Source organism: Kribbella sp. NPDC104218 (assembly GCF_055584105.1).
The window spans coordinates 1,303,955-1,329,423 of the sequence record NZ_JBVJMQ010000002.1 but is presented as its reverse complement, the minus strand read 5'-3'; the positions used below and the strand labels follow the sequence as shown (position 1 = coordinate 1,329,423).

Below are 25,469 nucleotides of genomic sequence, written 5' to 3'. Positions count from 1 at the left end.
CGCTGTGCGCTCTGCTCAGGTCATCGTGGAACCGGCTGAGGAAGGACCGAGATGTGTAGGCGCGCTCCTCGGCTGCCGCCCACCAGCACTGTTTGCGTCGACTTGTTCGTCGTTGCGGCAAGGAAACGGTTTTCGGATGTGCCTGGACTGGCGACGTATTCGGGCGAATCGCTACTGGCCAGGTGCACCCGGAGCTGGTGCCCCACGCGAAGGCGGTACCCGAGATCCGTGAGCGTGACCTCGGCAGGAGTGAGCTCGTCCGCTACCGCCACGCAGATCTGGCCCCGCGCGATCAGGTGCGCGGATCCGTCCGGAGCGACGTCCAGCAACCGGACGAACAGATCTACTTCGGGAGCTGAGGAACCGATCGTGGCCTGCAGGAGTGCAGTGCCGCACAGGTCCCATGCCTCTGCTGCGGGACGGCTGGTGAACGTGAGTACGTCGGCGCGCGAGGCTGCGGCCTGTTCATCCGGGAACTCCACCAGAAAGGCAAAGGTGTTCAGGAGCGGAGACGGGACGAGGTCATCGGGATCGTGGGTCCATGTCATCGCTTGCTCGGCGCCGTCGAGCTCGACGTCCAGCCGACCGTCCGCGCCGAGGTGGAGCGTTCGCGCCGATACGTTGGGTGGGGGCCACTGATCGGCTTCGTACCAGGTGTCGTGGACCTGCTCCCAGCAGACGCGAGGCGGGACCGTCGCCCCTGGGCGCTCGCGGAGGTAGGCGTCGAAGAACTCGAGGGCCGATTCGGCGGCACGGGTCAGCACCCGGTCCATCGCGGCGTCGTTGCGAAGCGGCAGCGTTGCCTCGGTGATCGGCAGATCGTCGACGTGATTTCCCTCGTGATCGATCGCCTCGATCCGGAGATGGTGAGTCCGGGCCCAGCCGTGCAGCGCGGCGAGGCGCCGCTGATCGCGCCACTGGTAGCCGGCGCAATTGTCGAACCAGCCGATCACCGACAGCGTCGGAACCGGCGGTGCATCGAAGGGGTGACCGTTCGGGAAGCAGCGCAGGACGATCGGATGGGGAACCTCCAGATCGAAGGCGGCGGACCGATGGCCGATCTTCTCGAAGAAACGATCGAACTCGTCGATGTACGGGCGTTGCCATTGCGGCTCCCACTCGAAGGTGTCCGCCTCGGCGAAGTAGGTGGCCCGGTAGTGCGGATGGAATGCCCAGGGCGGTTCGCCGGCGACGTCACGGTCCAGCTCCGTCCCGGTCACGCGGGGAACGATGGCCTTCAGAGCGGGGTGCCTGCTGGAGACAGCTGCCCATTGGGTGAAGCCGAAGTAGGAGTCGCCGAACATGCCGACGCGGCCGTCCGACCATGGCTGATGAGTGATCCACTCGATCGTGTCGTAGCCGTCCCAGACCTCGTTGACCCAGGGCAGGGTCTCGCCCTCGGAGCGGAACTTGCCGCGAATGTCCTGAACCACCACGGCGTAGCCGTCGTCGGTGAAATAGGAGGCCACCTTCCACATGACTGTGTACGGACCGACCTTGTCGTAGGGCAGCCGAATGAGAACGGTCTGGGTCGGCGTGCCGGCGTACGGCAGATAGACATCGGTCGCCAACCTGATCCCATCGCGCATCGCCACCAGGTACTCGGTCGCCTCGGGTACGTGCCGTCCCGCGGTCACCCGGGTGAAGTCGATACCTTCGCCATCCATCCAGCGTTCTCCTTCGGCGGCGCCTTCGAGGTTCGCCACGAGTAGGTTTGCTACGACTCGATCGGTCGTTCCGAGGTTTCCGTACCGGTCAACAGGCTGAGAGCCAGGCGCCCTTGAGATCGCCGCCGCCGACCCATCCCGAGGTCGACGAGGGAATACCTTGCACGTTGCGCGCAAGTCCGTCCACGAACGGGAAGGTCGCGGGAATGATGTAGCCGCCCTCGGTGAACTGCTGGCGCTGCAGCGCATTCCACTTGTCCTGGGCTTTTGCCTCGTCGAGTTCACCGATCGCGTCGATGATCAGCGCATCGGACTGTTTCGATCCGAACTTCGTCTCGTTGTACGGCGAGTTGGTCATCAGCGTGGCCGCGTAGAACGGAGCCTGTGTCGGCACCGACCACCACTGAGACTGGCCGAGCGGATAGTTGAGGTAGCTGGTGAAGTAGTCGGACGGGTCACGCCGTTCGAGTTTGACGTTGACTCCGGCCGCGTTCGCGTTCTGCTGGAACAAGGTGGCGGCCTCGAGCATCCCCGCATAGGCGGTCGAGGTGGTCAGCGTGACCGCCAGGTCCGAGCGTCCGGCCGACCGTAGCAAGGAGCGCGCCTGGTCGAGATCTTGCGTACGCTCGAGACTCTGGTTCGAGTAGCCGGTGAGCGGCATCGGCGCGTCGTTCGTGATGGTGCCGAGACCCGAGTACACGCTGTTGAGCCATGCCTGCCGGTCGATCAGCATCCGCAACGCCTGTCGCACTCGCACGTCATCGAACGGCGCCTTGTCCATCTGCATGTACAGCGGCTGGATCGCGCTTGCCTGCTTTACGACTTGCACCTTGAAGTTGTTGCCCGCCGGATTGGCCCCGAGCAGATTGGGGATCTGCGGAGCGAGATCCAGCGTCTGCGACGAGAGCGCGTTCATGCGCGCGGTGTCGTCGGTGTAGCTCGAATCGATCTCGATCACGTCCAGATAGGGCCGTCCCTCGACGTGAAAGTTGGGGTTGGCAACGAATCGGCTGAACTTGCCGGGCACGAACGACTCGTACTTGAACGGGCCGGTTCCGATCGGATTCCGGGCCAGCTGTGCTTGTGTCATTCCGTCCGGCACGACGTTCGTCCAGCCGAGCACCAGGAAGGAGGCAAGGTCCGCGACCGGTAGCCGAAGCGAGAGTTCGACCGTCAGGTTGTCGCGCTTCCGGACGCGCTGCGGGTCGATGACTCGAGTGAGGTTGGCGCTACCGAAGTTGTCCGGTTGGCACCACGAGCGCACCGAGTAGAGGAGGTCGGTAGCCGTCACCGGCTTGCCGTTGTGGAACTGCAGCCCGTCCTTGAGGCGAAGCGTCCAGACGGCCCCGTTCGCGCTACGTTCGGTCTCGCTGAGCAGGTCGAGCTCGGCAACGTTCTTGTCCGAGAGCGTGATGGGGCCGTTGAACAGCGCCGCGGCCCGGAGAAAGTCGACGAATTGATTCAGCTGCCCCGGAGCGAGCGTCTCCGCTGGACCGCCGGTGATCGTTCCGACCCGTAGCGTCCCGCCGCGCCGCACTTGGCCGGCCGCCGCGGATTCGCCGCAATCCTGCTGACCACACGCACTGAGGAGCCCGCCGGCCCCTAGCACCAATGCGGCGCCACCGGTGCGCTGAAGAAGCTGCCGCCGTGTCAGCCGGCTGGACAAGACCGGCCCCGGATCGCCGTTGCGCATGACATTCTCCTTCACCGGCAGATTCTTGGCTCTGCACCCACGCGGAACGTACCGCGCTCCCCGCCGCGACCGCAGTTGGAAAAAACGTGACGTGGACGAGCTCGAGTAGTGCAACGAACGAACGCCGGAGCACCGTCACGACGGTGCTCCGGCGCGGCCGAGGCGACTGAGTCCGCAATCGCCTCGAAGGGATGGGCGCTACGGTGCCGCGTTGACCGCGATCAGCTTGTCGACGTACTTCTTCTCGATGATGCCGCTACTGCCCGGGGGGACGTTGAGCAGCCACTGGTAGCCGCGCTCACGAAGTGTGTTTCGCTCGGCAACCAGGGTGGCTACCGGCTTGCCGTCACGCGAGGTGCCGCTCCGGAACCAGCCGGCGCCGTTGTCGCCGGTGTACTGGGTCGGGTAGGTCAAGCCCGCCTCGGGGAATTTCACACCGTTCTCGTAGGTGACGATTTCGGTGGTTTCGAGGGTGTAGTCCTTGTCGTTGTTGACGATGATCGTGTTCGGCGAGACGGACAGGATCAGGTCCCGGATCGGTCCGTAGGGGATCTGCTCGTAGGTGGCGCCCTTGTCGACGCCGGTGTTCATGAACCAGCCGTCGAGCCAGATGGTGTCGATCTGGCCGTACTTCGTGAGCAGCTCGCGGAGCTGGAAGACGACCAGATCGCGGGCCCGCTTGCGGAACTCCTCGGTCCGGGCTGGGGTCGGCGGATCCAAGGGCGCGTTGGTCCGGTCCCAGATCGAGAAGTAGAGCCCGACCTTCAAACCTTCGGCCCGGAAGGCATCGGCGTACTGTTTGATGATGTCGCGCCGGTAGGGGCTGGCTGCGACGTCGTAGTTGTTGGCTGCGGTGTCCCACAGCGCGAATCCGTCGTGGTGCTTGGCCGTCAACACTCCGAACGTCGCGCCGAACGCTTTCGCGGTTCGAGCCCATTGTGCCGGGTCGACCCTGGACGGGTTGAACCGCGACACCGGGGTGCCGGGGGTCGCCCACTGCTGCTGGGTCATCGTGCCCATGCCGTAGTGCATCATCATGCCGCGGGGGTTGTTCCGCACGTGTGCTCGCGCGGCCGCCGGTGATCCTGCCGCCACGCCAGGAGCACCTGATGCGGCCACTTCGTGCTGATCGCTGTCAACCGTTGTCGCCGCTTGCGCCGGTGCGCTGAGCACGCCGGCGATCAGGATCGCCGACAGCAGCGCGGTGATTGGACGTCCTCGAGACCTCAGGTACATCTGGGCACCTTCCATCCTTCTTCTCAGGAGCGGGATGTGGCCGTAAACATAATACGTAAGATCTCCAATGTCTACATCATACAGAGATGGTCGAAGTGGCCTTACCTGGAGGTGCGCCGTGAACAGATCGTGGCTGCCACGATCCGGTGCCTAGCGGAGGCAGGGGTTTCGGTCGGCGTCTTATGCCCGGATCGCCGACCAGGCCCGGGCTGAGTAGTACCCGGCTGATCTCCTACCACTTTGCCGGGAAGGACGATCTGATGCGGGCGATCGTGGAGCACGTGATCGACCGGGCGAAGGCGGCGATCTGGCCGCGGACGGCCGCGGTGGCGGTCCCTTCGGAGAAGATCTCGACGTTCATTCGAGCCAGCCTCGACTGGTACGCCGAGGATCGGCCCGAGCTGCAGGCTCTGCAGGAGATCTGGAGCAACTTTCGTGATGCCGACGGCAAGCTGGTGCTGGGTGCCGCGGTTCACGAGCCGGAGTACGAGGAGGTGGCCGGGATCTTCCGGGCGGGTCAGGCGACCGGCGAGCTTCGTGACTTCGATCCCCGGGTGATGGCCGTTGCGTTGCGCTCGGTGCTGGATGGAGCCCAGCAGCAGATCTACACCCACCAACTCGTCGACGTCGCTGCCTACGCCGACGAGTTGGTTGCCCTGTTCGACGCGGCGACCAGGAAGGGGGCGTTATTAGTCTCTTGCGACGTTATCCCGCGCTGGTCTTGTTGCTGCTGGCACCATTGGTCGGCGAGTTCCTGCTCGGCAACATCCCGCTGTCCGAACCCAGCAGCGCGGCGGTCCTTTTATGTCGACACGTCATCCCCTGACAGGGGCGGAGCGCCGCGGCCTGCGGCGCTCCGGCTCCGGTCAGGGGGTCGCGTTGACCTCGATCAGGGGGTCGACGTACTTCTGCTCGATGATGCCGCTGCGGCCTGGCGGGACGTTGAGCAGCCATTGGTAACCGCGCTGGCGCAAAATGTTGCGCTCGGCAATCAGTTCCGACGCCGGCTTGCTGTCTCGGCGGGTGGTGCTCCGGAACCAGCCGGCCCCGTTGCCGCCGGTGAACTGCGTGGGGTAGGTCAAGCCGGCTTCGGGGAACGCCACGTTGTTCTCGTAAGTGACGATCTCCGTGGTTTCGAGGCTGTAGTCCTTGTCGTTGTTGACGATGATCGTGTTCGGTGAAACCGACATGATGACGTCACGGACTGGGCCGTAGGGGATCTGTTCGTAGGTGGCGCCCAGGTCGCGGCCGGTTCGCATGAACCAGCCGTCCAGCCAGATCGTGTCGATCTGGCCGTACTGGGTCAGTAGTTCGCGGAGTTGTACGGCGATCAGGTCGCGGGCCCGTTTGCGGAACTCTTGGGTGCGGTCCGGGGTCGGGGGGTCGAGTGGGGCGTTGGTGCGGTCCCAGATAGAGAAGTAGAAGCCGACTTTGATTCCTTCGGCCCGGAAGGCGTCGACGTACTGTTTGATGATGTCGCGCCGGTACGGGCTGGCGGCGACGTCGTAGTTGTTGGCCGCGGTGTCCCACAGCGCGAACCCGTCGTGATGCTTGGCTGTCAGCACGGCGAAGGTCGCGCCGAACGCTTTCGCGGTTCGGGCCCATTGCGCCGGATCGACCCTCGACGGATTGAAACGTGAGACCGGCGTCCCGGGCGTCGCCCACCCTTGCCCGGTCATGGTGCCCATGCCGTAATGCATCATCATGCCGCGGGGATTGTTCCGAATGTGTGCTCGCGCCGCGGCCGGCGATCCGGCGACCACACCCGGAGCAGGGGCTACAGCCGCGCGATGCTGGTCGATGTCAGCCGCTGTTGCTGTCTGCGTCGGTGCGCTGAGTGCGCCGGCAACCAGGATCGCCCCGAGCAGGGCGGTGATTGGGCGTGCGCGATACCTGAGATGCATCTGGCCACCTTCTATCTTTCTCCATGAGGCGGAATGGTGGCGCAAACATAATACGTTAGACCTTTGCTGTCCATGTGTGGAACCCGGACAGGCAAGACCGGGCGGGTCGCATGGGAATGGGTCGACGGCCGCGTAGGGGATTTACGGGCCGCCGACCGAACGGATGCCTGACGCCCGGTGTGAGGTGCCGGTATGAATCAGGTCAAACAGGGTGCCGCCCAGGTACCCCATCCCCGTTCTCAGATTGTGTGATCGTCCTGATTTGTGTGTCAAGACAAGTGCTTGATTATCTGGAATTGGCGCAATGGAGACATGGCGTGAACGAGCGTAAGCGCTCGTCCGGAGTGGATTGCGAGGCTCCGACGAGTAGCATCGCTCGACATCACCTTGGTGAATTGTTGCGAGGAGGGATTGAAGTTGAGGAAACTTGACAAGCCCATCCTGGTCGCCGTTGCGCTGGTAGCAGCTGGGATCGTTGCTCTACTCGGTTGGGGAATGAGCACCGCAGGCGACCTCCGCATTCCGCGCCTAGTGGATGTTGTCCCGGTGGTCGACGGCAAGGGGGTGACGGGAACGTCGATGTTCTTCTCGCCGATGGGGCTGTTGGTGGCCGTGGCTGTGCTCAGTCTGGTCGGCTGGGCTGTGCAGGCCGCGTGGTCGCGCCGTCTTCCGGCCGGCCGTGGTGCTCGACTTTGAGGTCAGAGAGAGATCTCGTACAGGTCGCCGCGGAAGATGGACACGGTGTGCTCGAATGGTTCGCCGTCGCCGGTTTCGGAGGTGACGATCGTCTGTAGGCAGGGCGCCGTCGGTTCGATGTTGAGGTGCGTGGCCTCGTCGGGGCGTGGGAGGCGGGTCGAGACTACGATGCCGGTCCGCACGATGGTGATGCCGTACTGCGTGGTGAGCGTGTCGTAGAGCGAATTCTCGAGATTCGCCGCGAGCAGCCCTGGGAACAGCGGTGCGTAGAGAGTTGTGACCTCGAATCCCATCGGCACGCCATCTCCCAGCCGCACTCGCTTGACCGAGTAGACCTGCGCGCGCTCGTGAGCATCGAACCGCTGGATCTCCTCGGCGGTGGCCCGTCGCAGGGCGGCTTCCACGAGCAGGCTGCTCGGCCGGCGGCCCGAGGTGCGCATCGCGTCGGTGAACGATGCGGTGCTGCCCATCATCTTGGTGACCCGCGGGTGCGCGACGAACGTGCCCCGCCCCGGAACTCCGCGTAGTTGGCCGTTCTGGATCAGGATTTGCAACGCGCGTCGCACGGTCATGGTCGACGCGCCGAACTCGGCTGCGAGCTCCTTCTCAGTGGCGATCCGCGTCCCCGCCTCGAGTGTGGCGATCTGCCCGGACAGGCTTTGCAGGATCTCTTCGTACTTGTGTGCCACTGGCGCTGTCCCCTCAGTCGAACTCCGGAGTCCAACCCTAGTGCAATCGAGGGCCCTGAGCCTCTTGGCTTGGCCAGCTGGGCTCTGCTACGGTCTAGCAACCCTAGGGTAATCCGAACACCCTAGGGATATTGACTTCGGAGGTCGTCATGCGTGGAAGAAGGGTTCGGTGGCTTGCGGCGGTCACGGCGGCTGCAGTCGTCGGAGTGCTTGCTGCCGCGGGGTGCTCCGGTGGCGACGGCGACGGGCCTGATGGCGGCGGCACGAAGGTCCGCGTTCTGATGGAGGACATCTCCTACACGGACAACATCAAGTCGATGCTGCCTCAGTTCGAGAAAGAGACCGGTGTCGAGGTCACCGTCGAGACGGTGCCGTACAGCGATATGTCAGCCAAGATTCTGCAGAACTTCGCACAACAGTCCTCGTACTACGACGCCGTCTTCACCGACAACGTTTTTGGCAGCGGCTACTTCGCCTCGGGCTATGTCGTCGACCTCAAGCGCTTCGCCGGACAGGATGCGCGGTACGGGACGCTCGACGCCTTCTACCAGCCGTACGTCAAGCCGATGACGTCGTCCGATGGCGCCGTCTTCGGTCTTCCGGTGTACGGCGAGAGCACGTTCCTCATGTTTCGCAAGGATCTGTTCCAGACGCACGGCATCAAGCAGATACCGCAGACGACGGAGCAGCTCGAGGCTGCGGCAAAGAAGATCTCGGAGGGGACGAACGGGCAGATTGCCGGGATCACGATGCGCGGTGCGCCGGGGATCCAGAGCGTGTATCCGTGGGCCGGCCTGCTGCGCTCCTTTGGTGGCAACTTCTTCGATGCCTCGGGCAAGATCGCCATCAACTCGCCGGAGTCGGTCAGGGCGACGGAGTTTTGGGCCAGGCTGCTGCGCAACTACGGTCCGAAGGGCGCGGCGAACTTCGACTGGGAGCAGAATCGCATCGCGTTCACCCAAGGCAAGGCCGCAATGACCATCGATGCAACCGCAAATGGCCCCTTCAACGAAGACCCCAAGAGTTCGATCGTCGCAGGCAAGGTCGGTTATGCCCCGGTTCCTTACGCGGCCGGCACGATTCCTGCTCCGGCGTCCAACACCAGCAACTCCCTGAACGTGCACGCGCTGTACCTGTCCAAGTTCAGCAAGAATCCGGAGGCGACCTACAAGTTCATGTCGTGGGCCACCGGAGAGGCGGTCCAGTCGAACGCCGTCAAGACTGTCGAGTCCGTCGGGGTGACCCTGGACAAGGTTCTCAAGGGTGAGGCCTACGCGGCGAGGTACGGCACGTTTCAGAAGGCCGTGCTCGCGCAGGTTTCGACCGGCAACGTGAACTACCTGCCCAGCGGCAAGGACAGCAACAAGATCATCGTCGAGACCGGACAGGCGCTCTCATCGGTGTTGTCCGGCCAGTCCGAAGCCAAAGTTGTACTCGACGCCGCGGCGAAGAGTCTCGACGGCGTCAAAGCCGGCTAGGGAGACAGTCCCGTGTTCGTCCGCCGACTTCAGCGGTTGACGTTGGCTTTGCCGGCCGCGCTGCTGCTCGTCCCGTTCGTTCTCGTGGTCGCCTTGGGCGGCCTGTGGATCGCGCTGCACGGTGAGAGCCTGCTGGAGCCCGGCTCGAGCAAGGCCTTCACAGGTGGTGACAACTTCCGGCACGCCATCACTGATCCGGCACTGCGTGCCTCGATCAAGGTCACCGTGCTCTATGTCGTCACCGCGGTGGTGTGTGAGACGGTTCTGGGCGTCGGCGTGGCATTGCTGATGTGGAAGCACTTCTGGGGCAAGGGGATCGTCAGATCACTGGTCCTTATCCCGATGGTGCTCACTCCGGTGGTTGCCGGGCTGACCTGGCGCCTGCTGATGGATCCGACGGCCGGCACGGCCAACTATCTACTCGGGCTAGTCGGCCTGGGCTCCGACCATGCGTTCCTGGCTGATCCGTCAACGGCGCTGGCCGCGGTCATTCTGGTCGACGTCTGGCAGAACACGCCGTACGTCGTGATCATCGTGCTGGCCGGTCTGGAGTCGCTGCCTCCGGAGCCGTTCGAGGCCGCGCAGCTCGACGGCGCCACGGGATGGCGGCTTCTTCAGAACATTACGCTCCCGCTACTTGGCCCAGTGCTCTCGATCGTGGTTCTGCTCCGCACGATTGATGCGGTCAAGACCTTCGCACTGACCCAGACGATGACCAAGGGCGGCCCTGGAACGTCGACACTTGCCATTAGCAACTATATCTACCGGGTCGGCTTCGAGACGTTCGACATCGGCTACTCGTCAGCACTCGGACTGGTCACGTCGATCGCCCTGGTCCTGCTGATCTTCCCGTTCGCCCGCCGGCTGATGGTCGGCGGCCGACCGGGACAACTTCGGGGACGACGGTTGTGAACCCCGTACGAGGGGCGATTCGCCCAGTGCTCGTCTACCTCTTCCTTGCCTGGTGCCTAGCCCCGATCCTGTGGCTGATCAGTACCTCGCTCAAATCGGATGTGCAGGCTTTCAGTCCGGAACCGGTGTGGTTCTTCACTCCGCAGTGGGAGAACTATCTGAGCGCCTGGCAGGAAGGTGGTATGTCACAGGCGATGCTGGTCAGCGCGACGGTCGCAACCGCGAGCAGCATCGCGGGGGTGATCTGCGGTGTGCCGTTGGCCTACCTGGTCACACAGGTCTGGCCGACCGAGTCGAGGGCAGCCGACCGGGTTACGCTGCTCGTGCTGTTGCTGACCACACTTCCCCCGATCCTCGGTCTGACGCCGATGTTCCGGACATTCTACGCGATCCATCTGTCGCAGAGCATCGTCGGGATCACGCTGATTCACGCCTTCTACGCAGTGCTCCTCGCATTCCTGATCTTCCGCTCCTTTCTGGTCGGCTTCCCCCGCGAGATTCGTGAGGCCGGTCTGGTCGACGGGATCGGGGAGTGGCGGATCCTCGGTCGCTGTGTGATCCCGAACCTCGTCGGCCCGGTCTTCGCCACTCTCGTCCTGGCACTGATCCAGTCCTGGAACGAGTTTCTCTACGCGCTGATCCTGACCAACGGAGAGACCCAGACGGTGCCTGTTCGCGTATCGGGCTTCCTCAGCTTCGTCGGGACCAACTGGTCGAACCTCACCGCCGCGGGCGTCATCGGCACTTTGCCGATCGTCGCGTTCGCTCTGCTGACTCGCAAGTACATGGCTCGCGGCCTGACATTCGGCGGCGTCAAGTGATCGCCGTCCCCAATACTCACCAGGAGCATCACATCCCATGACCAGCCTCAACGTGGCCGTCGCCGGGCTCGGCGCCATCGGCCGGGAGCACTGCGACATCTACAGCACGCTGCCCGGCGTCTCCCTCACCGCGGTCGTCGATCCCGCCGCGAAACCCGATGACGTCAGATGTTGGCCCGGCGCGAAACTCATGGACTCACTCGACGAGGTCCTTGCCGATGACAGCATCCACGCCGTCAGTCTCTGCACCCCGGACCATGTCCACTTCGAGGACGCCAAGAAGGTCATCGAGGCAGGTCGACACCTGCTGCTCGAGAAGCCGATTGCGACGTTGCCGGAGCAGGCAGAGGCGCTCATGGCCCTCGCCGAAGGTTCCCCGCTGGTGGCGATGCCGGGGCACACCCTCCGCTTCGAGCCGCGCTACCACCACGCTCGTCAACTCGTGAGCAGAGGCGAAGTCGGACAGCTCGTGCACGGCTATCTCAGGCGAAACAACAAAGTGTCGGTCGCCGCCCGGGCCGGCGGGAGGGTGAGTGTCGGATACTTCCTCGGAGTTCATGACATCGACGCCCTCCAGTGGATCGCAGCGGCCAACGTGGTGAACGTCCAGGCGCGGGAAAGCCGGATCCGCGATGCGTCCGGCCGGCAGGCGGCGGCGATCATGGCCACCCTGGAGTTCGAGTCCGGCGCACTGATCCAACTCGAGGCCGCCTGGGCCCTGCCCGAGAACAACCCCACCGATCTGGACGCGCGGTTCAGGTTGGTCGGCACGCTCGGTGAGCTGTCCATCGACTCCTACGACAGTGGTATTCACATCGCTTCCGGTCAGTTCGCACTCCCGATGCCTGCGGGAGCCCCGATGTACGGCCGGGCCCAAGGGCCGCTGCGGGAAGAGCTCGCCTCCTTCGTGCAGTGCTGCCTGGACGGCGCGCCGCTGCCCATCACGATGCGCGAGGCCGCGCAGTCGGTGATGGTGGTCGATGCGATCGAGACGTCCGTCCGGAACCAGCGGATCACCGCTGTCCGCCAGCTGTGAGCCGGCACGCGGCCTGATCATTCGTGCACGCAAGAATTTGATACCTGGTTGGAGCTGAAGATGAGAACCCGAGCTACAAGTTCGTTCATTGCCCTCGCCACAGGGATAGCGCTGGTCGGATGTGCGCCAAGCACCGGATCGAGCGGAGACGACGTCGGCGGTGGGCAGGGGAGTGGCAACGGCACAGTGAAGATGGTGTTGTGGCCCGGCCCAGAAGGTGACGCCATGGGCAAGGTGATCGAGGCCTACAACGCCGGCCAGGGAGCCAAAGACGACATCAAGGTCGAGATGACTCTGTTGTCGCGCCAGGACACCTTCTCCAAAGAGGCAACTCTGATGGCGGCGAAGTCGAGCCAGCAAGACATCTACTTTGTTGCCAGCTACAACGTGGGCCAGTTCGCGAACTCGCTGGAACCGCTGACCGCGGTCGACGCCGGCAACTACTTCCCGGTGGCGGTCGACGGACTGAAGTACCAGGACAAGCAGTACGCGCTCCCGTTGGACGTGTCGAACCACTTCCTGCTGTACCGCAAGGATCTGATCGACGCCCTTCTCGGCTCTCGGGACTTGTGGCCGGCCTACGAGGCGGTCGCGCAGAAAGCGATCGGTGAGAAACGTAGCCCCAAGCCCGCCGACGACTGGGACTGGGACGATTACATCGCCATGTCGGCCTGGTTCAGCAAGTCCGCGAACTCGGCGTCGCCGACCCAGTACGGCACGGTCCTGCAGGCCAAGAATCTGCTCTACAACACCATGATCTGGGACAACGTCCTGTGGGGCCAAGGCGGGTCCTGGACCACGGCGGACGGCAAAGCCAACCTGGACACGCCGGCGGCCGCCGAGGCGGTCCGGGTGTACAGCACGATCTACCAGAACGGCTGGACCTCCAAGGACAGCTCACAGGCCGAGTTCCCTGAAACGCAGGCTGCGTTGAAAGCCGGCAAGACCGCCTTCGCAGTCCAGTGGTCGGCCGGATTCGCCGAACTCGACGACAAGGCGAAGTCACCTCTGGTGGCCGGAAAGATCGCCATCGCACCCGTGCCAGGTCACAAGACTCATGTCCACGCACTTGCTGTGGCGCTGAACAAGTACTCGGAGAACAAGGCTGCGGCGACCAAGGTGCTCTCCTACCTGGCGACGCCGGAGGCGATGACCGATTACGCCAAAGCCGGTGGCATTCCGGCGATGCCCGCCGTCCTCGAGGCGAACACCTCGATCAACCCGGCGTTCGGCAAGATCGCGGAATCGATCGACAAGTACGGCTACTCGGTTCCGGTGTTCCCGGGCACCTTCGAGGCGTACAGCAAGCTCGCCGAATCCCTCAGCAGTGCATGGGTCGGAGAAGGGGACGCCACCACTGCGTTGAAGACGGCCAACGCGGCTCTGCAGAAGCTTCTCGGCTGACCGTCGGATCAACGCAGTTCGGCGCCGAACCCGAACGATTCACGACCACTTCCAGAGGAACGACATGAGTACATCACCCGCGGCGCGCGTGCCAAGGTGGGTTCTGGGTTCTCCGCTCATCATCTTCACCCTGATCTTCGTGGCGTACCCGGTCTACCAGGGGATCCAGACGGGCTTCTACGGGCTGTCGCTGCAGAGCCCGGTGGCCCTGTTCACCGGATTCGACAACTTTGCCACCGTGCTGGCCGATCCCGGGTTCCGCGCCGCAGCCCGATTCACCGTGATCTTCGCCGTGGCGGTCACCGCCGTCGAGACGGTCCTGGGGTTCGGCCTCGCGCTGCTGGTCAACCGCGAGTTCCCCGGCAAGAGAGTCCTCTTCACCATGCTGCTGATGCCGATCATGATCGCCCCTGCGCTGTTGGGAGTCATGTTCCGGCTGCTGCTCAACGGCGACATCGGGCTGGTTCCCGCGATCCTGCACAGCGTGGGACTGGACATCTCGCTGTTCGCGCCGGGCACGGTGATCCCGCTCCTGGCCCTGCTGGACCTGCTCCAGTGGACGCCGTTCGTCTTTCTCATCATGTACGCCGGTTTGCAATCCTTCCCGACCGAGGTCTTGGAGGCGGCGCAGGTCGATGGCGCCGGGCCCTTGCGGACCCTACGCTCGATCGTCGTCCCGATCATGAAGCCGATCATCTTCGCGGCGGTGTTTCTCCGGCTCATCGATGCGGTGCGAACGTTCGACGTGATCTACGTGCTCACGGCCGGCGGGCCGGGGACGAAGACGACCACGATGAGCATCTACATCTACAAGACCGCGTTCGAATCGGGGCAGTTCGGCGTCGCGGCGGCCGCTTCGACGATTGTCATGATCGTCTTGCTCCCGTTCGTTCCGGTCTTCGTCAAGCGGATCGCCGACCCCGGGGGAGCACGTCGATGAACGGCCGGAGGAAACGTCTGTGGGGGACGACGATCGCAGTGGGACTGATCGCTGTCGGCGTGAACATCCCGTGGTTCAACACGCTGTTCGTCAGCATCAGATCCGATGGCGACATCTCCCGCGGCGCCGTCGTCATCGACAGCCCCACGGCTGACCACTACGCGAATGCCATGGGCGCGGCGGGTTACGATTTCCCGCGCTTCTTCCTCAATTCGGGTCTCATCGCGCTCGGCGCCGTGGCGCTCGTCCTGCTGATCGCGATCCCGAGCACCTACGCCGCGACCCGGCTCGGCTTCGGTGGCCGTTTCATCATGAACGCCTCCAGTGGATTGCGATTGCTTCCGGCCATCTTCTTCGCCGTTCCCTACTTCCTGCTGATGTCGAACCTCGGCCTGCTGGACACAGTGCCAGGCCTGATCTTGGCCAACACCTTCCTCAACTTGCCACTGGCAATCATCTTGCTGGCAGCAGGATTCCGCGATGTTCCGATCGAGGTCGAAGAGGCAGCCAAGGTCGACGGCGCGAGCACGTACCGCATCCTCTATGCGGTGCTGCTGCCGATCCTTGCCCCATCGGTGGTCGCGGTGGCGGTGCTGGTCTTCATCTTCTCGTGGAACGACTACCTGTTCGCGCTCATCTTGTCGTCATCGAACGCGACGCCGATCACGCTCGGCGCCGCGAACTTCGTCACCAGCACAGGTATCCGCTGGGGTGACATCTCGGCGACCACGGTTTTGTCCACACTGCCGCCGGTGCTGTTCGCGATCTTCGCGCAGCGGTACTTGGTCAGTGGGTTGTCGGCGGGAGCGGTGAAGGGATGATCATGTGCTATGTCAACGCTTGCGACGCACAGCCGCGCGTCCGATCGTCGGGGGCGACACGATGATCCTCGTCGCCGACATCGGCGGAACCAAGATCGCTGCGACCCGCTTCGACCAGGACGGCGCTCGCTGTGCCGACGTCTGTCACCGACCCACTCCGGCCCGGCAAGGAGCATCCGACGTCGTCGATGCGACCGTCGCGTTGCTCACCTCTCTTCGAGAGCCCGAGGACGTCGTCGTCGCCGTCTCGACAGCTGGAGTGGTCGACACCGCGACCGGAACCGTGATCTCCGCGACCAGCAGCATCCCGGGCTGGGGCGGTACGCGCCTGGCTGCCCTGATATCCGACCGACTCGACCTGCCGAGCTGGGTCCTCGGCGACGGGAACGCCTTCGGCCTTGGCCTGTCGCTCGAGTTCAGGGCGACCGGCCTGATCGCCCTCGTCGCAGGCACGGGTATCGGCGGAAGCCTGATCCTCGGGGGCGACCCGGTCCTCGGCGTCCATCATGCCGGCGGGCACTTCGGTCACTTGGTTTCAGTCGAGGCGGCTGACCTCCCGTGCCCCTGCGGCCGCACCGGTCATCTCGAGGCTGTCGCCAGCGGATACGGGATCCTCGCCTGGTATCACGCCCACGGTGGTGATCCGGCAGTAACGACCGCGCGCGAGCTGATCGGCCGACCTGCGGACCAGGTGGCTCATGCAGCGCTGGTCACCGGTGGCAAGGCGCTCGGTGCGGCCGCCGGTGGACTGGTGAACGCCATCGATCCCGGACTGGTCGTCATTGCCGGAAGTGTGGCGGACGCCGGCGAACCGTGGGAGTCGGCTGTCCGGGCGTCGTATCAGAGCCACCTGATTCCCTCTGTCTCGATGACGCGACTCGAGATCTCGAACGCCGGCGCCGAGACGGCGATGCGCGGCGCAGCCCACTACGTCATGAGGAGGACGAGCGCATGATCGCGCCTACCGACCGGTCGCGACTCGCCTCGATCAGAGGCCGACTTGTCGTGTCTTGCCAGGCCTATCCCGGAGAGCCGTTGCGGTCGCCAACCATAATGGCCGCTGTCGCGCAAGCTGTCGTCGAGGGCGGCGCCGGAGGTATCAGGGCCCAGGGCGTCGAAGACCTCAAGGTCATCCGCCCACTCGTCGACGTCTGCTTGATCGGACTGGTCAAACGCGGGTCGGACGGAGTCTTCATCACGCCGACCGTCGCCGATGCCGTGGACTGTGCTGCAGCCGGCGCGGATATCGTCGCCGTTGACGGCACCCGCCGCGACCGGCCTGACGGGCGGTCGCTCGCCACAACTGTCGCCGCTGTCCATGCGGTGGGTGCCCTGGTGATGGCGGACTGCGGCAGCCTTGAGGACGCCCTTCACAGTGTGGCTGCTGGTGCCGACTGCGTCGGGACCACACTGTCCGGCTACACCGGTGAACGCCCACTGACCCTTGGGCCCGATCTCGACCTACTGGATCAACTTGTCGCACGTGTCGCCGTCCCGGTCATCGCCGAGGGCCGGATCCGCGATCCCGACGACGCTCTCGCCTGCCTCAACGCCGGCGCCTACGCGGTCGCCGTCGGGACCGCAATAACCCACCCGACCAGCATCACCCGATCCTTCGCCGACCAATTGGCACAGGCCTCCCCGCGGTCAGAGGACCCCCACTAACGCCTACGACTGCCGCCGAAGTCGCGGACGTTGAACCCAACGGCCGCATTGGCTGCCCCCGTCCGTGAGTCCAATGTCCCGTGTGTTCTTCGAGTTGGATCTGTAGTCCGTGGCTGGTGTGGCTCTGACCTCGGTCAGTCCGCTTGGGTGAGCAGCTGCTGAATATATGCGCGGCCGCCGGGCAGCATCTGACGGAGGGATTGGTCAAGGATGGCGCCGGCCGCTATGCCGTCAACGTCGAGTAACGCAGCGATCTTGATCCTTGCGTCATCTTCGTTCTCGGCGTAGTAGATCAGGTCTACGAGCTCGTGACGTCGCTCCGACGAGAACAGCAAGAGCCGCGGGTACGACGGACCACGCGGCGCACCGGCCGACGACAACGGTGCCGAGGGGGCGGACGAGAGCGAGAAGACAGCCGGCGACCACGCTCGCAGCGACAGTTCGGTGTACCGCGCTCGCGAAGCCGCGGATCTCGTACCTATCCGGCACCTGTTCGGTTCCGAATGCCAGTCAGGTGTGGTTGTGATCCAGGTCACAACAGATGCGACTGTTTCGCATTTGTGCAGGAGCGCGCTCCGGCTGCGGGCGGGGCGCCCACACGATCCCGGACAGTGGGAAGGAACGGTTATGAGTGACGCAACACGTCGCGGTTTCCTGGTCTTTGCGGGGGCCGGAACCGCGGCCGCGGTCGGTGCGGTCGCGGTGCCGAAGATGTTTGGCGATCAGTCCGTCGACGCGGCAACCCAGCTGGAGGCGGTAGATCTGGTGGGTGCCGAGTCGTTCGTGGTGCACGTCAAGGACGTGCAGAAGGGCGAGATGGCAATCATGGTCGGGGAGCGCGAGGTGCTGATCACCGACCGCGATCTCGCCGCCCGTCTGGCTGGTGTGACGGCCGTCTGACCATTCGGTTCTCGGCAGGACCGCCTTCCGGCGGCCTGTGTCGTTGTGAGCTCGACCCTCGACTGCATTAGCTGGAGGAACTTTCATGTCTTCGCACCGCGAAGCACCGGAGATCTCGAAGGACCCGGTCGCCGACAACACCGACGTGTACGCGTTCGTGTCCCCGGACAAGCCGGACACCGTCACGCTGATCGCCAACTTCATCCCGTTCCAGAACCCGTACGGCGGCCCGAACTTCTACGAGTTCGGCGACGACGTGCTCTACCAGATCCACATCTCCAACGGTGGTGACGGCAAGGCCGACATCTCCTACCAGTTCCGGTTCCGTGCCGAGATCCGGAACAAGAAGACGTTCCTGTACAACACCGGGCCGATCTCCTCGATCAAGGACCCGACCTGGAATCGGCCGCAGTTCTACTCGGTCACCCGGGTCGAGAACGGCCGCTCCCGGATTCTGGCCCGCGACCTGGCCGCGCCGCCGGTGAACGTCGGTGTCCGCAGTACGCCGAACTACGCCAAGCTGGCCGGGGAGGCGATCCATACGTTCGGCCCGAACCGCAAGGTGTTCGCCGGGCAGCGCGCGGACGGCTTCTTCGCCGACCTCGGCTCGATCTTCGACCTCGGGACGCTGCGTCCGTTCCAGGCCGCGCACCTGATCCCGTCGGCCGCGGCGATGGGCGTGAACGGTCTGCAGGGCTCGAACGTGCACACGATCGCGATCCAGGTCCCGATCAGTGACCTCACCCGCGATGGCAAGACGCCCAGAGACGTGATGGACGCCAAGTCCGTCATCGGGGTGTACGCCTCCGCGAGTCGGCAGTCGTCGAAGCTCTTCGACGACCTGCTCGGTATCCCGATCTGGCACGGCTCGTACAAGCAGGTCTCTCGGCTCGGCAACCCGCTGTTCAACGAGGTCATCGTGCCGATGGCCGAGAAGGACAAGTGGAACAGCCGGCCGCCGCACGAGGACAAGCGGTTCGCGCAGTACGTGACCAAGCCGGAGCTCGCCGGGTTGCTCCCTGTCCTCTACCCGGGCGTGTTCCCGAACCTGGCCGCGTACAAGAAGCCGCGTGCCGACCTGGCCGCGATCCTGCTGACCGGTATCCCGAAGGGCGTTGTACCGGGCTTCCAGAACTACACCGGCCCGGTCCAGGCCGACATGCTGCGGCTCAACGTCGCCGTCCCGCCGGCCAAGACGCCGAACCCACTGGGGCTGGTCGCCGGCGACGCCGCCGGTTTCCCCAACGGCCGCCGGGTCTTTGACGATGTGGTTACCGTCGAGGTCCGGGCCGTCGCCGGCCTCACGATCCCGCTCATCGATTCGGCCTACACACCCGACGCCGCCGCTTCCGCGGTCAAGGACGGCACGTCGAACACCAACTCCGACTACCTCAAGACGTTCCCCTACCTCGGCACGCCCGCAGGCGGATATTCCTCCACGCCGGGCATTCCGGCCGTCTCATGACCCGGCAATCAGCCGAGCCGGCAGCGGCCAGGCGCCTCACCAACGCCGAGGAGAACCCGCATGCGGGCAAAGGCTCCTCGGTCCTGCTCGACATCGGCGACGGCGTCGGCGCCATCGTCGTCACGATGCCGGCCGACCTGGAAGACGCCGAGATCGAGCGCCGCCCGGCCGGCTGGACCGCCGAAGAACCAGTCGGCACCGACCACAACCACGTGCATGAACACCATCACGCGCATGGTCATGGCCATGGGCACGGTCACGGTCATGGCCACGGGGCAGCGTTCCCGCACGTGGCGGTCGTGGCACGGACTTCGCCGGAAGGCCGGCAGATCAACTCGGCGGTGTTCTTCGACGTCCCCGAAGGCCGCTACGAGCTGTATCTGATGCCGGACGGCCCGGTCCAGCTGACGCTCGACGTCGTCAGCGGGCGCGTCACTGAGGCCGAATGGCCCCAGCCGTAGGCAACCCACACCCACGAAGCGGACGGTCGAGTAAGGCAATCCAATGACCTTCACTCGACCGTCCGGACGAGGACGGCGGAGACGGCGTCACCCTCGTCCGATCAGGTGGGGCGCGCGGTTTCGCGGCCTTCGTAGAGATCCAGGTAGAAGTTGTTGATCTTGTCGGTACGCGGACCCAGGTTCGGTCGGCCAAGGATCGCATGCTCGAATCCGAAAGCGGCTGGGAACTCGTGCTCTCGCACTGTCACCCCATTGGCGGCAGCGATCCTCTGACTCACCTTGTAGGCCTGGTCAAGGTCGATCAGCGGATCGTTGGCGGAGCGGACGACGGCGATTCCTGCCAGCTTGCTGTTGACCGGCCGTTCCGGGTAGTTGCGGACGATCCTCAGGTACTGCGCCAGGGCTGCGAACGAGAAGCCACGCTCATTGATTCGATCCGGCACGAGATGAAATCCGAAGAGCACTGTGATCGGCCGGACGGCGATGGCCGGCGCCTGCGCGGGGCCGGGCTGGTAGAAGGGCGACAGGGCCAGCAGACGCGAGACCGAATCCGTGCGGTACTGCGCCAGCCAAGTGGCGAGAACCGCTCCACCGGAGATGCCGACGACGCCGGCCTCCCCGCCGAGGCCGGCCGCGATGTCCATCGCGCCATCGGCGTAGTCGAGTAACCCGTGGACGGTGAGGTCCGCCGTCGCTTGCTTGTCGTTGAGCCCGTGCCGCGGCTCGCGTGGCACGTACACGTTGTACCCGCGGTCGAAGAACGACTGGGCGAGCTCGTCGTAATCCTTCGGGCAACTCGTGTAACCGTGCAACATCAGCACCGACTTGGCGGTTCGGCCAGGATGGGTGAGGAGCTTGGTCCTGCAGTCCGCCAGGACCGACCGGTCGGCCGTATCCTGCTGCACCGCTGCCTCGGCGGCCGCGCGGGCCTCTGCGAACGACATGGACCGGGCCCTCGGCTCGCGGGCTCGATCCGATCCCAGTGGAATGACGAACAGTGCGGTCACGAGCAGAGCCAGTACGAGAACCAAGACACCGAGGCCCGCAAGGACTCGTCTGAACACCCTACGCATCGTCGCTCCTTGAGTCGCACTGCCGAGCAATCACCCGGAAGCAGGAGCACTATCGCAGGTTTCACCCGGCCGGCCCTCCGATGGCATGAACGTGCCAACGGCAACGAAAGCGGACCCCTGAGTCAGGCGGGGACGTGATCCCGAAGGCTCGCTACGAGGAGAGTGGCGACCTCCACTGGTTGCAGGTCTGTCAGTTCGGCGACCATCCGGTAGGAGAGACCGCCACACTGTACGAGGTCTCGTACGATCTCGCGTCGCTTGCTGTCAGTACACCTCCGGACAGTCTCGGTTCCGCCGCACCGTTCGAAGATCTGGCGTACGAGGTCCGAGCGGGTGGGATCGGTCTGGATTCTCGAGTGTGCGCTGGCCTCGTGGATCACGTCGACGACAACTCGCCGCGCCCGATCCGAGTCGGCAGACATCACACCTGCCAGCGACAAGAGCGCAGTTCCGTGCTGATCGCACATCCTGACGGCGAAAGCATCTGCGGCAGGTCGGCGGTCGCGCATCTGTTGCATGGAGTCCGACTCTCTCAGCTCAACATCTCTGCGCCGTCCGGGACTGGAGCGTCGCTGTCATTGGTCTGTCCGGTGCCCGACAGCAAACCTGAACTGCCGGCGCTGATCTGCACCGGCCCGGATCGTCAAGCCGTGCGCTCTGGCTCCGGCATCAGCGTGGCCGGCTCCTCCAGGTCGATACTGATCACGGCATAGGGGCCGGCGTGCTCCGCAGGCTTGATCTGGAGATGGAGCGATCCGACGCCCACAGTCCAGCTCACCGATCGTCCTGCGGGAACGGTGACGTCGACCGCGGTCCCCGGAACGCTGATTGTCGCCTGGTCGTCATCGAACTTGTCGAGTGGGACGAAAGCGTGAATCGTCAGTCCGTCGGGACTGGCCGTGTAGAACACGTCGCCGAGCTCCGAGACGGTCAAGGCTCTGGTTCCGTAGATCGCCGAGCCGTTGACGTCCAGCCAGGCGCCGATCTGCCGAAGAGCGTCGCGCACGTCAGGTACCAGCTCGCCGGCGGCAGTCGGCCCGATTCCCAGCAGGAGGTTTCCGCCGCGAGCGACGACAGTGACCAGGAGAGTGACGATCTCCTTGGCGCTCTTGTAGACGGCGCCCGGTGTCGAGTGCCATCTGGGCCCGAGCGTGATGCAACTTTCCCACGGCGCCGCGAGTGCTGTCCGGGGCACACCCTGCTCAGGTGTCAGATAGTTCTCGTAGGGTCCTGGCACCATCCGGTCCACCACGAGCATGTCGGGACAGCGTCTGCGGGCAATGGCGGCGACGCCGTCCATGTCGATGTCCTGGTCGACCGAGCCGGCGAAGTTCGCGAGCTCACCGGCCAGCTCGTCGACGACCTCCAGGTTGTCGGCCTGCGGCCGCACCCAGCCGCCGTCGAGCCAGAGGATGTCGATCTCCCCGTAGTTGCCGGTGATCTCGGCGATCTGGCGGTGAGTGAAGTTGACGAAACGGTCCCACCGCTCAGGGTATCGGGACGGCGCATAGTTGACGTTGCGGTCGGGGGTCGGGAAGTAGCGCCACCAGTAGTCGTCGCTGTGCCAGTCGGGCTTGGAGAAGTAGGCGCCGACGGCCAGGCCGTCCGCACGCAACGCGTTCGTGAAGGCGCCGAAGATGTCCGGGGTGGCCGAAGTGCTGTAGGCGCATTGCGGACCGGTCACCTTGTAGTCGGTTTCTGCCGTGTCCCACATGCAGAAACCGTCGTGGTGTTTCGTCGGAACAATCGCGTACTGCATACCGGCTGCCCGGATCGCACCGGACCACTCGCCGGCATCGAAGGCCTGGGGGTCGAAGGTCGCCGGCAGCTGTTCGTAGGCCGCTTTGTATCGCGCATAGTCATCGGCGAACGGTCCGGTACGGCGGTTCCAGCGGTGATCCTCGCCGCAGAGACTCCATGATTCGCTTCCCTGCCATTGGCTGCCGGCGGAGAAGTGCACCAGCGCACCGAACTTGAGATCGCGCCACCAGGTCAGGCGGGCGCGGACCTCCGCCTCTGGAGGTATCACCCAGGCTGTCGGGAGCGCCACTTCAGGGATTTCTGCCATCGCTGCCTCCGACTCGTTCACGGGGTGACTCCGGCCTGGAGCAGATCGTGCGGACATCGATGATCAACGAGAACCTTCCGATTGCCGACGGCAGTTCGACCTGGCGACGGACGGGGAGTCGTCCGATCTCTTCCGAGTGGCGAGATCATCTGCCGCCGCAATCGGGATGTCAAGCGTTCGATTTCCCGAAGTCCTTGGATGACTTTTGGGGATTCTCCGATCGATGCCGGTTCAGGTGTATGCCAGTTGCGCGGTGGCCGTGCCGGGGCTGTCCGAGGTCAGCCGGAGCCAGTGCGCGGAGAAGCCCGGCGGGAAGGTGTGGTTCACGTAGCCACCTCCGCCGGGGACGGTCAATGTGGTGTAACGATGAAACTCGCCGGTGCCCTTGAAGTCGACCTCGACTTCGACCGACGCCCCGGCATCGAAGGTCAGGTGCAGGCACTTGTGCTCGAATCCGGTCATCAGGAAGGGATCCGATGGTTGCCCAGCCCGCACTGCGGTGTCCCACCAGGGGCCGCCCCAGCCCTGCGGCTTGCCCCAGGACCACAGATCGTCAGTCTTTCCGAACCACAGGCCGGCCTGCGGCTGCCCGGCATGCGGATTGGCGTCACCGATCGGTGTCGTCTGGTCGCCGGCCATGACGAGCAGCCCGTTCCACGAGCAGAAGTCGCCGATGATGCGCAGATGTGAGGCGATCGGTCGAATTCCCCAGACCGCATCGGCATAGGTGAGCGACGGCAGTTCGTAGAACATGCCGCTCGCGTCGAGCAACAGTCGTTCGGACTCCACCTCGCGAACCCGTGGCCACTCGGTGGTGTAGGCGTGATCCTGGGTATGTGTCGACTTCGGCAACCGGTAGACCTTCCAGCCGGTGTTCGGAAGGTGGACCCACAGTACGGCGGACGCGCGGTCCTGGCCGACGGCGTACAGGGCGTTGCCCATCCCGTTGGCGCTGCCGAGAGTGTTGAACTGCGTCTTCGCCAGGATGCGCCACTCGTCGCCGTCCCACTCCGCGAGTCGCCCGTTGCTCTGTCCGGTCGGGAAATCCTGCTCGAAGTACGAGTTGTTGGCGACCACCACTCTGCCGTTTCGGGTGAAGCAGTCCTTGAAGTGCGGGAAACCCTGGACGTCCAGCACGTCGATCAGGTCGAAGAGTTGAGTGACCTGAAGGGTCTCCACGTCGATCTCGAAGAACTCGCCTTCCATTCCGAGCGCGTAGACCATGTGCTCCGGATCGACCAGATGCCGAGCGGTGGCGGTCAGCCGGACGTCGATCAGGGGTTCGATGGTCCGCACGTTCCCTGCGGTGTCGATCACGTGTGGGCCGATGAAGAGCTGATCGGACTCGTGATGCACCAAGCGGTTCGCGTACGTCCCGACAACGCTCGCCGGATGCTTGTGCAGCCGCAGGCTGTCGTCGATGAAGAACAGTCCGGTTCCGCCGCCGGACGTCTTGGTATGCGCCACGTAGGTCACGAACCAGAGCCGCTCCGCCCAAGGCATCAGAGCGCCGATGCCGGTCTCGGTCCGGGGCGAGTGCTCCGCCTTGACGGCCAGGTGCGGTAGTACGCCGCTGATGGCGATCGGCGCAGGGTGCGAATCGGTCATGGCAGGTCCTCACGGTCGGTGGGGAGGTCGGTTGGCAGCGGTCGTGAGCTCAAGACTCGCTCCAGCTCACGGCGGGTGCTGTGCAGTTGAAGGCGGATGGACTCGATGTCCGAAACGCCGGCCGCGCCGGCCAGCGACAACGCCGCCGATCGTTGATCGGGCAGCTCGACGCGGATCGCGGCCGATAGTTGCCCTGGCGCCTGCCAATTCTCCAGGATCAGGCAATCGTGACTAATGTTCTGTCTCGCTCGCGCAAGAGCTTCGTGCGGTGTGGTCGGAGCGTCGTGGCCGGGAATCGCCCACCCGAAGCGGTGGCGGGAGTGGTCGAGGAGCGCGAGCGCCTCTGCTTCCGGAAGCTCGGCGAGCAGCCGAAGTCCGGGAGCGGACAGATGCAGCGGCCAGCCGTCAGCGTCGTACACACGCGGTTCTTGACCGTAGGTGCTTCGCAGGAAGTAGATGATCTGCCCGCGCCAGAGAACCGACAGCGATGCGACCAGGCCGGGCAATGCGTCCGCGGCCTGTTGAAGGGCGGCGCGGGGGCGGTGCGCAAGGAAGAACTTGTCAACTGCTGCCGCGCCCAGCGAGAGCACCCCGTAGTCGGGCAGGAACCCGCGCCGCCCGCGGCGTACGGCGAATCCCTCGTCCAGCAAGGTCTTGAGGATCCGCGAAACCGAACTCTGGTGAAGTCCCATCCGGCGAGCTATCTCGGTGGCTGTCAGCGGCGAGTCCGCCTCGACGAGCAGGTGTAGGACGGTGAGGCCGTTCTTGAGTGCTCCGCTGTCGTTCGGCGCAGCGGGTTCTCGAATGGACATGAACGGAGTGTAAGCATGCGCTGAACGCATGACCAGAGCAGACAATGCAACTTGCGCATGAAAGCCGTGTCTCATATGCGCCCGAAATCATTTGCACGATCTCTTGCTGCGACTGCTTGA

At 64.6% G+C, this 25,469-nt stretch carries 24 protein-coding genes; 13 read left to right on the top strand and 11 right to left on the bottom strand.

Annotated features, from left to right (window positions below):
* Positions 1-20: 20 nt before the first annotated feature.
* The 5 genes from ACZ6ZD_RS22080 to ACZ6ZD_RS22060 form a co-directional block, all read right to left on the bottom strand.
* Entirely contained in the window at positions 21-1,667 is a 1,647-nt protein-coding gene (locus tag ACZ6ZD_RS22080; RefSeq protein ID WP_465674926.1) for a CocE/NonD family hydrolase, read from the bottom strand.
* Between the two features lie 88 nt (positions 1,668-1,755).
* On the bottom strand, positions 1,756-3,375 hold the full coding sequence (locus ACZ6ZD_RS22075; RefSeq protein ID WP_465674924.1) for an ABC transporter substrate-binding protein: 1,620 nt from the start codon (positions 3,373-3,375) through the stop codon (positions 1,756-1,758).
* Between the two features lie 183 nt (positions 3,376-3,558).
* Positions 3,559-4,596 carry an alpha-L-fucosidase gene (locus ACZ6ZD_RS22070; RefSeq protein ID WP_465674922.1) on the bottom strand — a complete coding sequence of 346 codons (1,038 nt, stop codon included), beginning with the start codon at positions 4,594-4,596 and terminating at the stop codon, positions 3,559-3,561.
* 232 nt (positions 4,597-4,828) lie between these two features.
* Positions 4,829-4,957 (bottom strand): hypothetical protein, encoded by a 129-nt coding sequence (locus ACZ6ZD_RS22065; protein WP_465674920.1) that lies wholly within the window; start codon positions 4,955-4,957, stop codon positions 4,829-4,831.
* A 505-nt stretch (positions 4,958-5,462) separates the two neighbouring features.
* The gene (locus ACZ6ZD_RS22060; RefSeq protein WP_465674918.1) at positions 5,463-6,545 is read right to left on the bottom strand and encodes an alpha-L-fucosidase; all 1,083 of its coding nucleotides are present in this window, start codon (positions 6,543-6,545) and stop codon (positions 5,463-5,465) included.
* A gap of 450 nt (positions 6,546-6,995) precedes the next feature.
* Between ACZ6ZD_RS22060 and ACZ6ZD_RS22055 the strand changes: the two genes are divergently transcribed.
* Complete coding sequence (locus tag ACZ6ZD_RS22055) at positions 6,996-7,196, top strand: hypothetical protein (RefSeq protein WP_465674916.1); 201 nt, start codon at positions 6,996-6,998, stop codon at positions 7,194-7,196.
* Positions 7,197-7,198: 2 nt separating this feature from the next.
* Here the strand turns inward: ACZ6ZD_RS22055 and ACZ6ZD_RS22050 are convergent, their stop codons facing one another.
* Positions 7,199-7,885, bottom strand: coding sequence for a GntR family transcriptional regulator (locus ACZ6ZD_RS22050; protein WP_465674914.1), 687 nt, complete (start codon positions 7,883-7,885; stop codon positions 7,199-7,201).
* A gap of 206 nt (positions 7,886-8,091) precedes the next feature.
* On the opposite strand from ACZ6ZD_RS22050, the gene ACZ6ZD_RS22045 reads away from it, so the two are divergent.
* The 9 genes from ACZ6ZD_RS22045 (at position 8,092) to ACZ6ZD_RS22005 (ending at position 16,962) form a co-directional block, all read left to right on the top strand.
* Positions 8,092-9,363, top strand: a complete 1,272-nt coding sequence (locus ACZ6ZD_RS22045; protein WP_465674912.1) for an ABC transporter substrate-binding protein — start codon at positions 8,092-8,094, stop codon at positions 9,361-9,363.
* A gap of 48 nt (positions 9,364-9,411) precedes the next feature.
* Positions 9,412-10,275, top strand: coding sequence for a carbohydrate ABC transporter permease (locus ACZ6ZD_RS22040; protein ID WP_465674910.1), 864 nt, complete (start codon positions 9,412-9,414; stop codon positions 10,273-10,275).
* Complete coding sequence (locus ACZ6ZD_RS22035; protein ID WP_465674908.1) at positions 10,272-11,096, top strand: carbohydrate ABC transporter permease; 825 nt, start codon at positions 10,272-10,274, stop codon at positions 11,094-11,096. Before ACZ6ZD_RS22040 ends, ACZ6ZD_RS22035 begins: the two co-directional genes overlap by 4 nt.
* 37 nt (positions 11,097-11,133) lie before the next feature.
* Positions 11,134-12,132 carry a Gfo/Idh/MocA family protein gene (locus ACZ6ZD_RS22030; RefSeq protein WP_465674906.1) on the top strand — a complete coding sequence of 333 codons (999 nt, stop codon included), beginning with the start codon at positions 11,134-11,136 and terminating at the stop codon, positions 12,130-12,132.
* Positions 12,133-12,357: 225 nt separating this feature from the next.
* The gene (locus tag ACZ6ZD_RS22025) at positions 12,358-13,536 is read left to right on the top strand and encodes an extracellular solute-binding protein (protein ID WP_465674904.1); all 1,179 of its coding nucleotides are present in this window, start codon (positions 12,358-12,360) and stop codon (positions 13,534-13,536) included.
* Between the two features lie 64 nt (positions 13,537-13,600).
* The gene (locus tag ACZ6ZD_RS22020; RefSeq protein WP_465674902.1) at positions 13,601-14,476 is read left to right on the top strand and encodes a carbohydrate ABC transporter permease; all 876 of its coding nucleotides are present in this window, start codon (positions 13,601-13,603) and stop codon (positions 14,474-14,476) included.
* Complete coding sequence (locus ACZ6ZD_RS22015; protein WP_465674900.1) at positions 14,473-15,297, top strand: carbohydrate ABC transporter permease; 825 nt, start codon at positions 14,473-14,475, stop codon at positions 15,295-15,297. Before ACZ6ZD_RS22020 ends, ACZ6ZD_RS22015 begins: the two co-directional genes overlap by 4 nt.
* Positions 15,298-15,358: 61 nt before the next feature.
* The gene (locus ACZ6ZD_RS22010) at positions 15,359-16,252 is read left to right on the top strand and encodes an ROK family protein (RefSeq protein ID WP_465674898.1); all 894 of its coding nucleotides are present in this window, start codon (positions 15,359-15,361) and stop codon (positions 16,250-16,252) included.
* Positions 16,249-16,962: an N-acetylmannosamine-6-phosphate 2-epimerase gene (locus ACZ6ZD_RS22005; RefSeq protein ID WP_465674896.1), complete on the top strand. Its 714-nt coding sequence runs from the start codon at positions 16,249-16,251 to the stop codon at positions 16,960-16,962. The genes ACZ6ZD_RS22010 and ACZ6ZD_RS22005 overlap by 4 nt, the downstream gene beginning before the upstream one ends.
* Positions 16,963-17,096: 134 nt before the next feature.
* On the opposite strand, the gene ACZ6ZD_RS22000 is transcribed toward ACZ6ZD_RS22005, so the two are convergent.
* Complete coding sequence (locus ACZ6ZD_RS22000; RefSeq protein WP_465674894.1) at positions 17,097-17,297, bottom strand: hypothetical protein; 201 nt, start codon at positions 17,295-17,297, stop codon at positions 17,097-17,099.
* Positions 17,298-17,589: 292 nt separating this feature from the next.
* Here ACZ6ZD_RS22000 and ACZ6ZD_RS21995 point away from each other — a divergent pair, with 292 nt between their 5' ends.
* From ACZ6ZD_RS21995 to ACZ6ZD_RS21985, 3 genes are all read left to right on the top strand, one after another.
* Positions 17,590-17,862: a twin-arginine translocation signal domain-containing protein gene (locus ACZ6ZD_RS21995; RefSeq protein ID WP_465674892.1), complete on the top strand. Its 273-nt coding sequence runs from the start codon at positions 17,590-17,592 to the stop codon at positions 17,860-17,862.
* 85 nt (positions 17,863-17,947) lie between these two features.
* On the top strand, positions 17,948-19,327 hold the full coding sequence (locus tag ACZ6ZD_RS21990) for a DUF4331 domain-containing protein (RefSeq protein WP_465674890.1): 1,380 nt from the start codon (positions 17,948-17,950) through the stop codon (positions 19,325-19,327).
* Entirely contained in the window at positions 19,324-19,788 is a 465-nt protein-coding gene (locus tag ACZ6ZD_RS21985) for a hypothetical protein (RefSeq protein WP_465674888.1), read from the top strand. Before ACZ6ZD_RS21990 ends, ACZ6ZD_RS21985 begins: the two co-directional genes overlap by 4 nt.
* 101 nt (positions 19,789-19,889) lie before the next feature.
* Here the strand turns inward: ACZ6ZD_RS21985 and ACZ6ZD_RS21980 are convergent, their stop codons facing one another.
* From ACZ6ZD_RS21980 to ACZ6ZD_RS21965, 4 genes are all read right to left on the bottom strand, one after another.
* Positions 19,890-20,732 carry an alpha/beta hydrolase gene (locus tag ACZ6ZD_RS21980; protein WP_465674886.1) on the bottom strand — a complete coding sequence of 281 codons (843 nt, stop codon included), beginning with the start codon at positions 20,730-20,732 and terminating at the stop codon, positions 19,890-19,892.
* Between the two features lie 772 nt (positions 20,733-21,504).
* On the bottom strand, positions 21,505-22,929 hold the full coding sequence (locus ACZ6ZD_RS21975) for an alpha-L-fucosidase (protein WP_465674884.1): 1,425 nt from the start codon (positions 22,927-22,929) through the stop codon (positions 21,505-21,507).
* Between the two features lie 231 nt (positions 22,930-23,160).
* Positions 23,161-24,537 carry a hypothetical protein gene (locus ACZ6ZD_RS21970; protein ID WP_465674882.1) on the bottom strand — a complete coding sequence of 459 codons (1,377 nt, stop codon included), beginning with the start codon at positions 24,535-24,537 and terminating at the stop codon, positions 23,161-23,163.
* The gene (locus ACZ6ZD_RS21965; protein ID WP_465674880.1) at positions 24,534-25,424 is read right to left on the bottom strand and encodes a helix-turn-helix domain-containing protein; all 891 of its coding nucleotides are present in this window, start codon (positions 25,422-25,424) and stop codon (positions 24,534-24,536) included. Before ACZ6ZD_RS21965 ends, ACZ6ZD_RS21970 begins: the two co-directional genes overlap by 4 nt.
* Between the last annotated feature and the right edge of the window lie 45 nt (positions 25,425-25,469).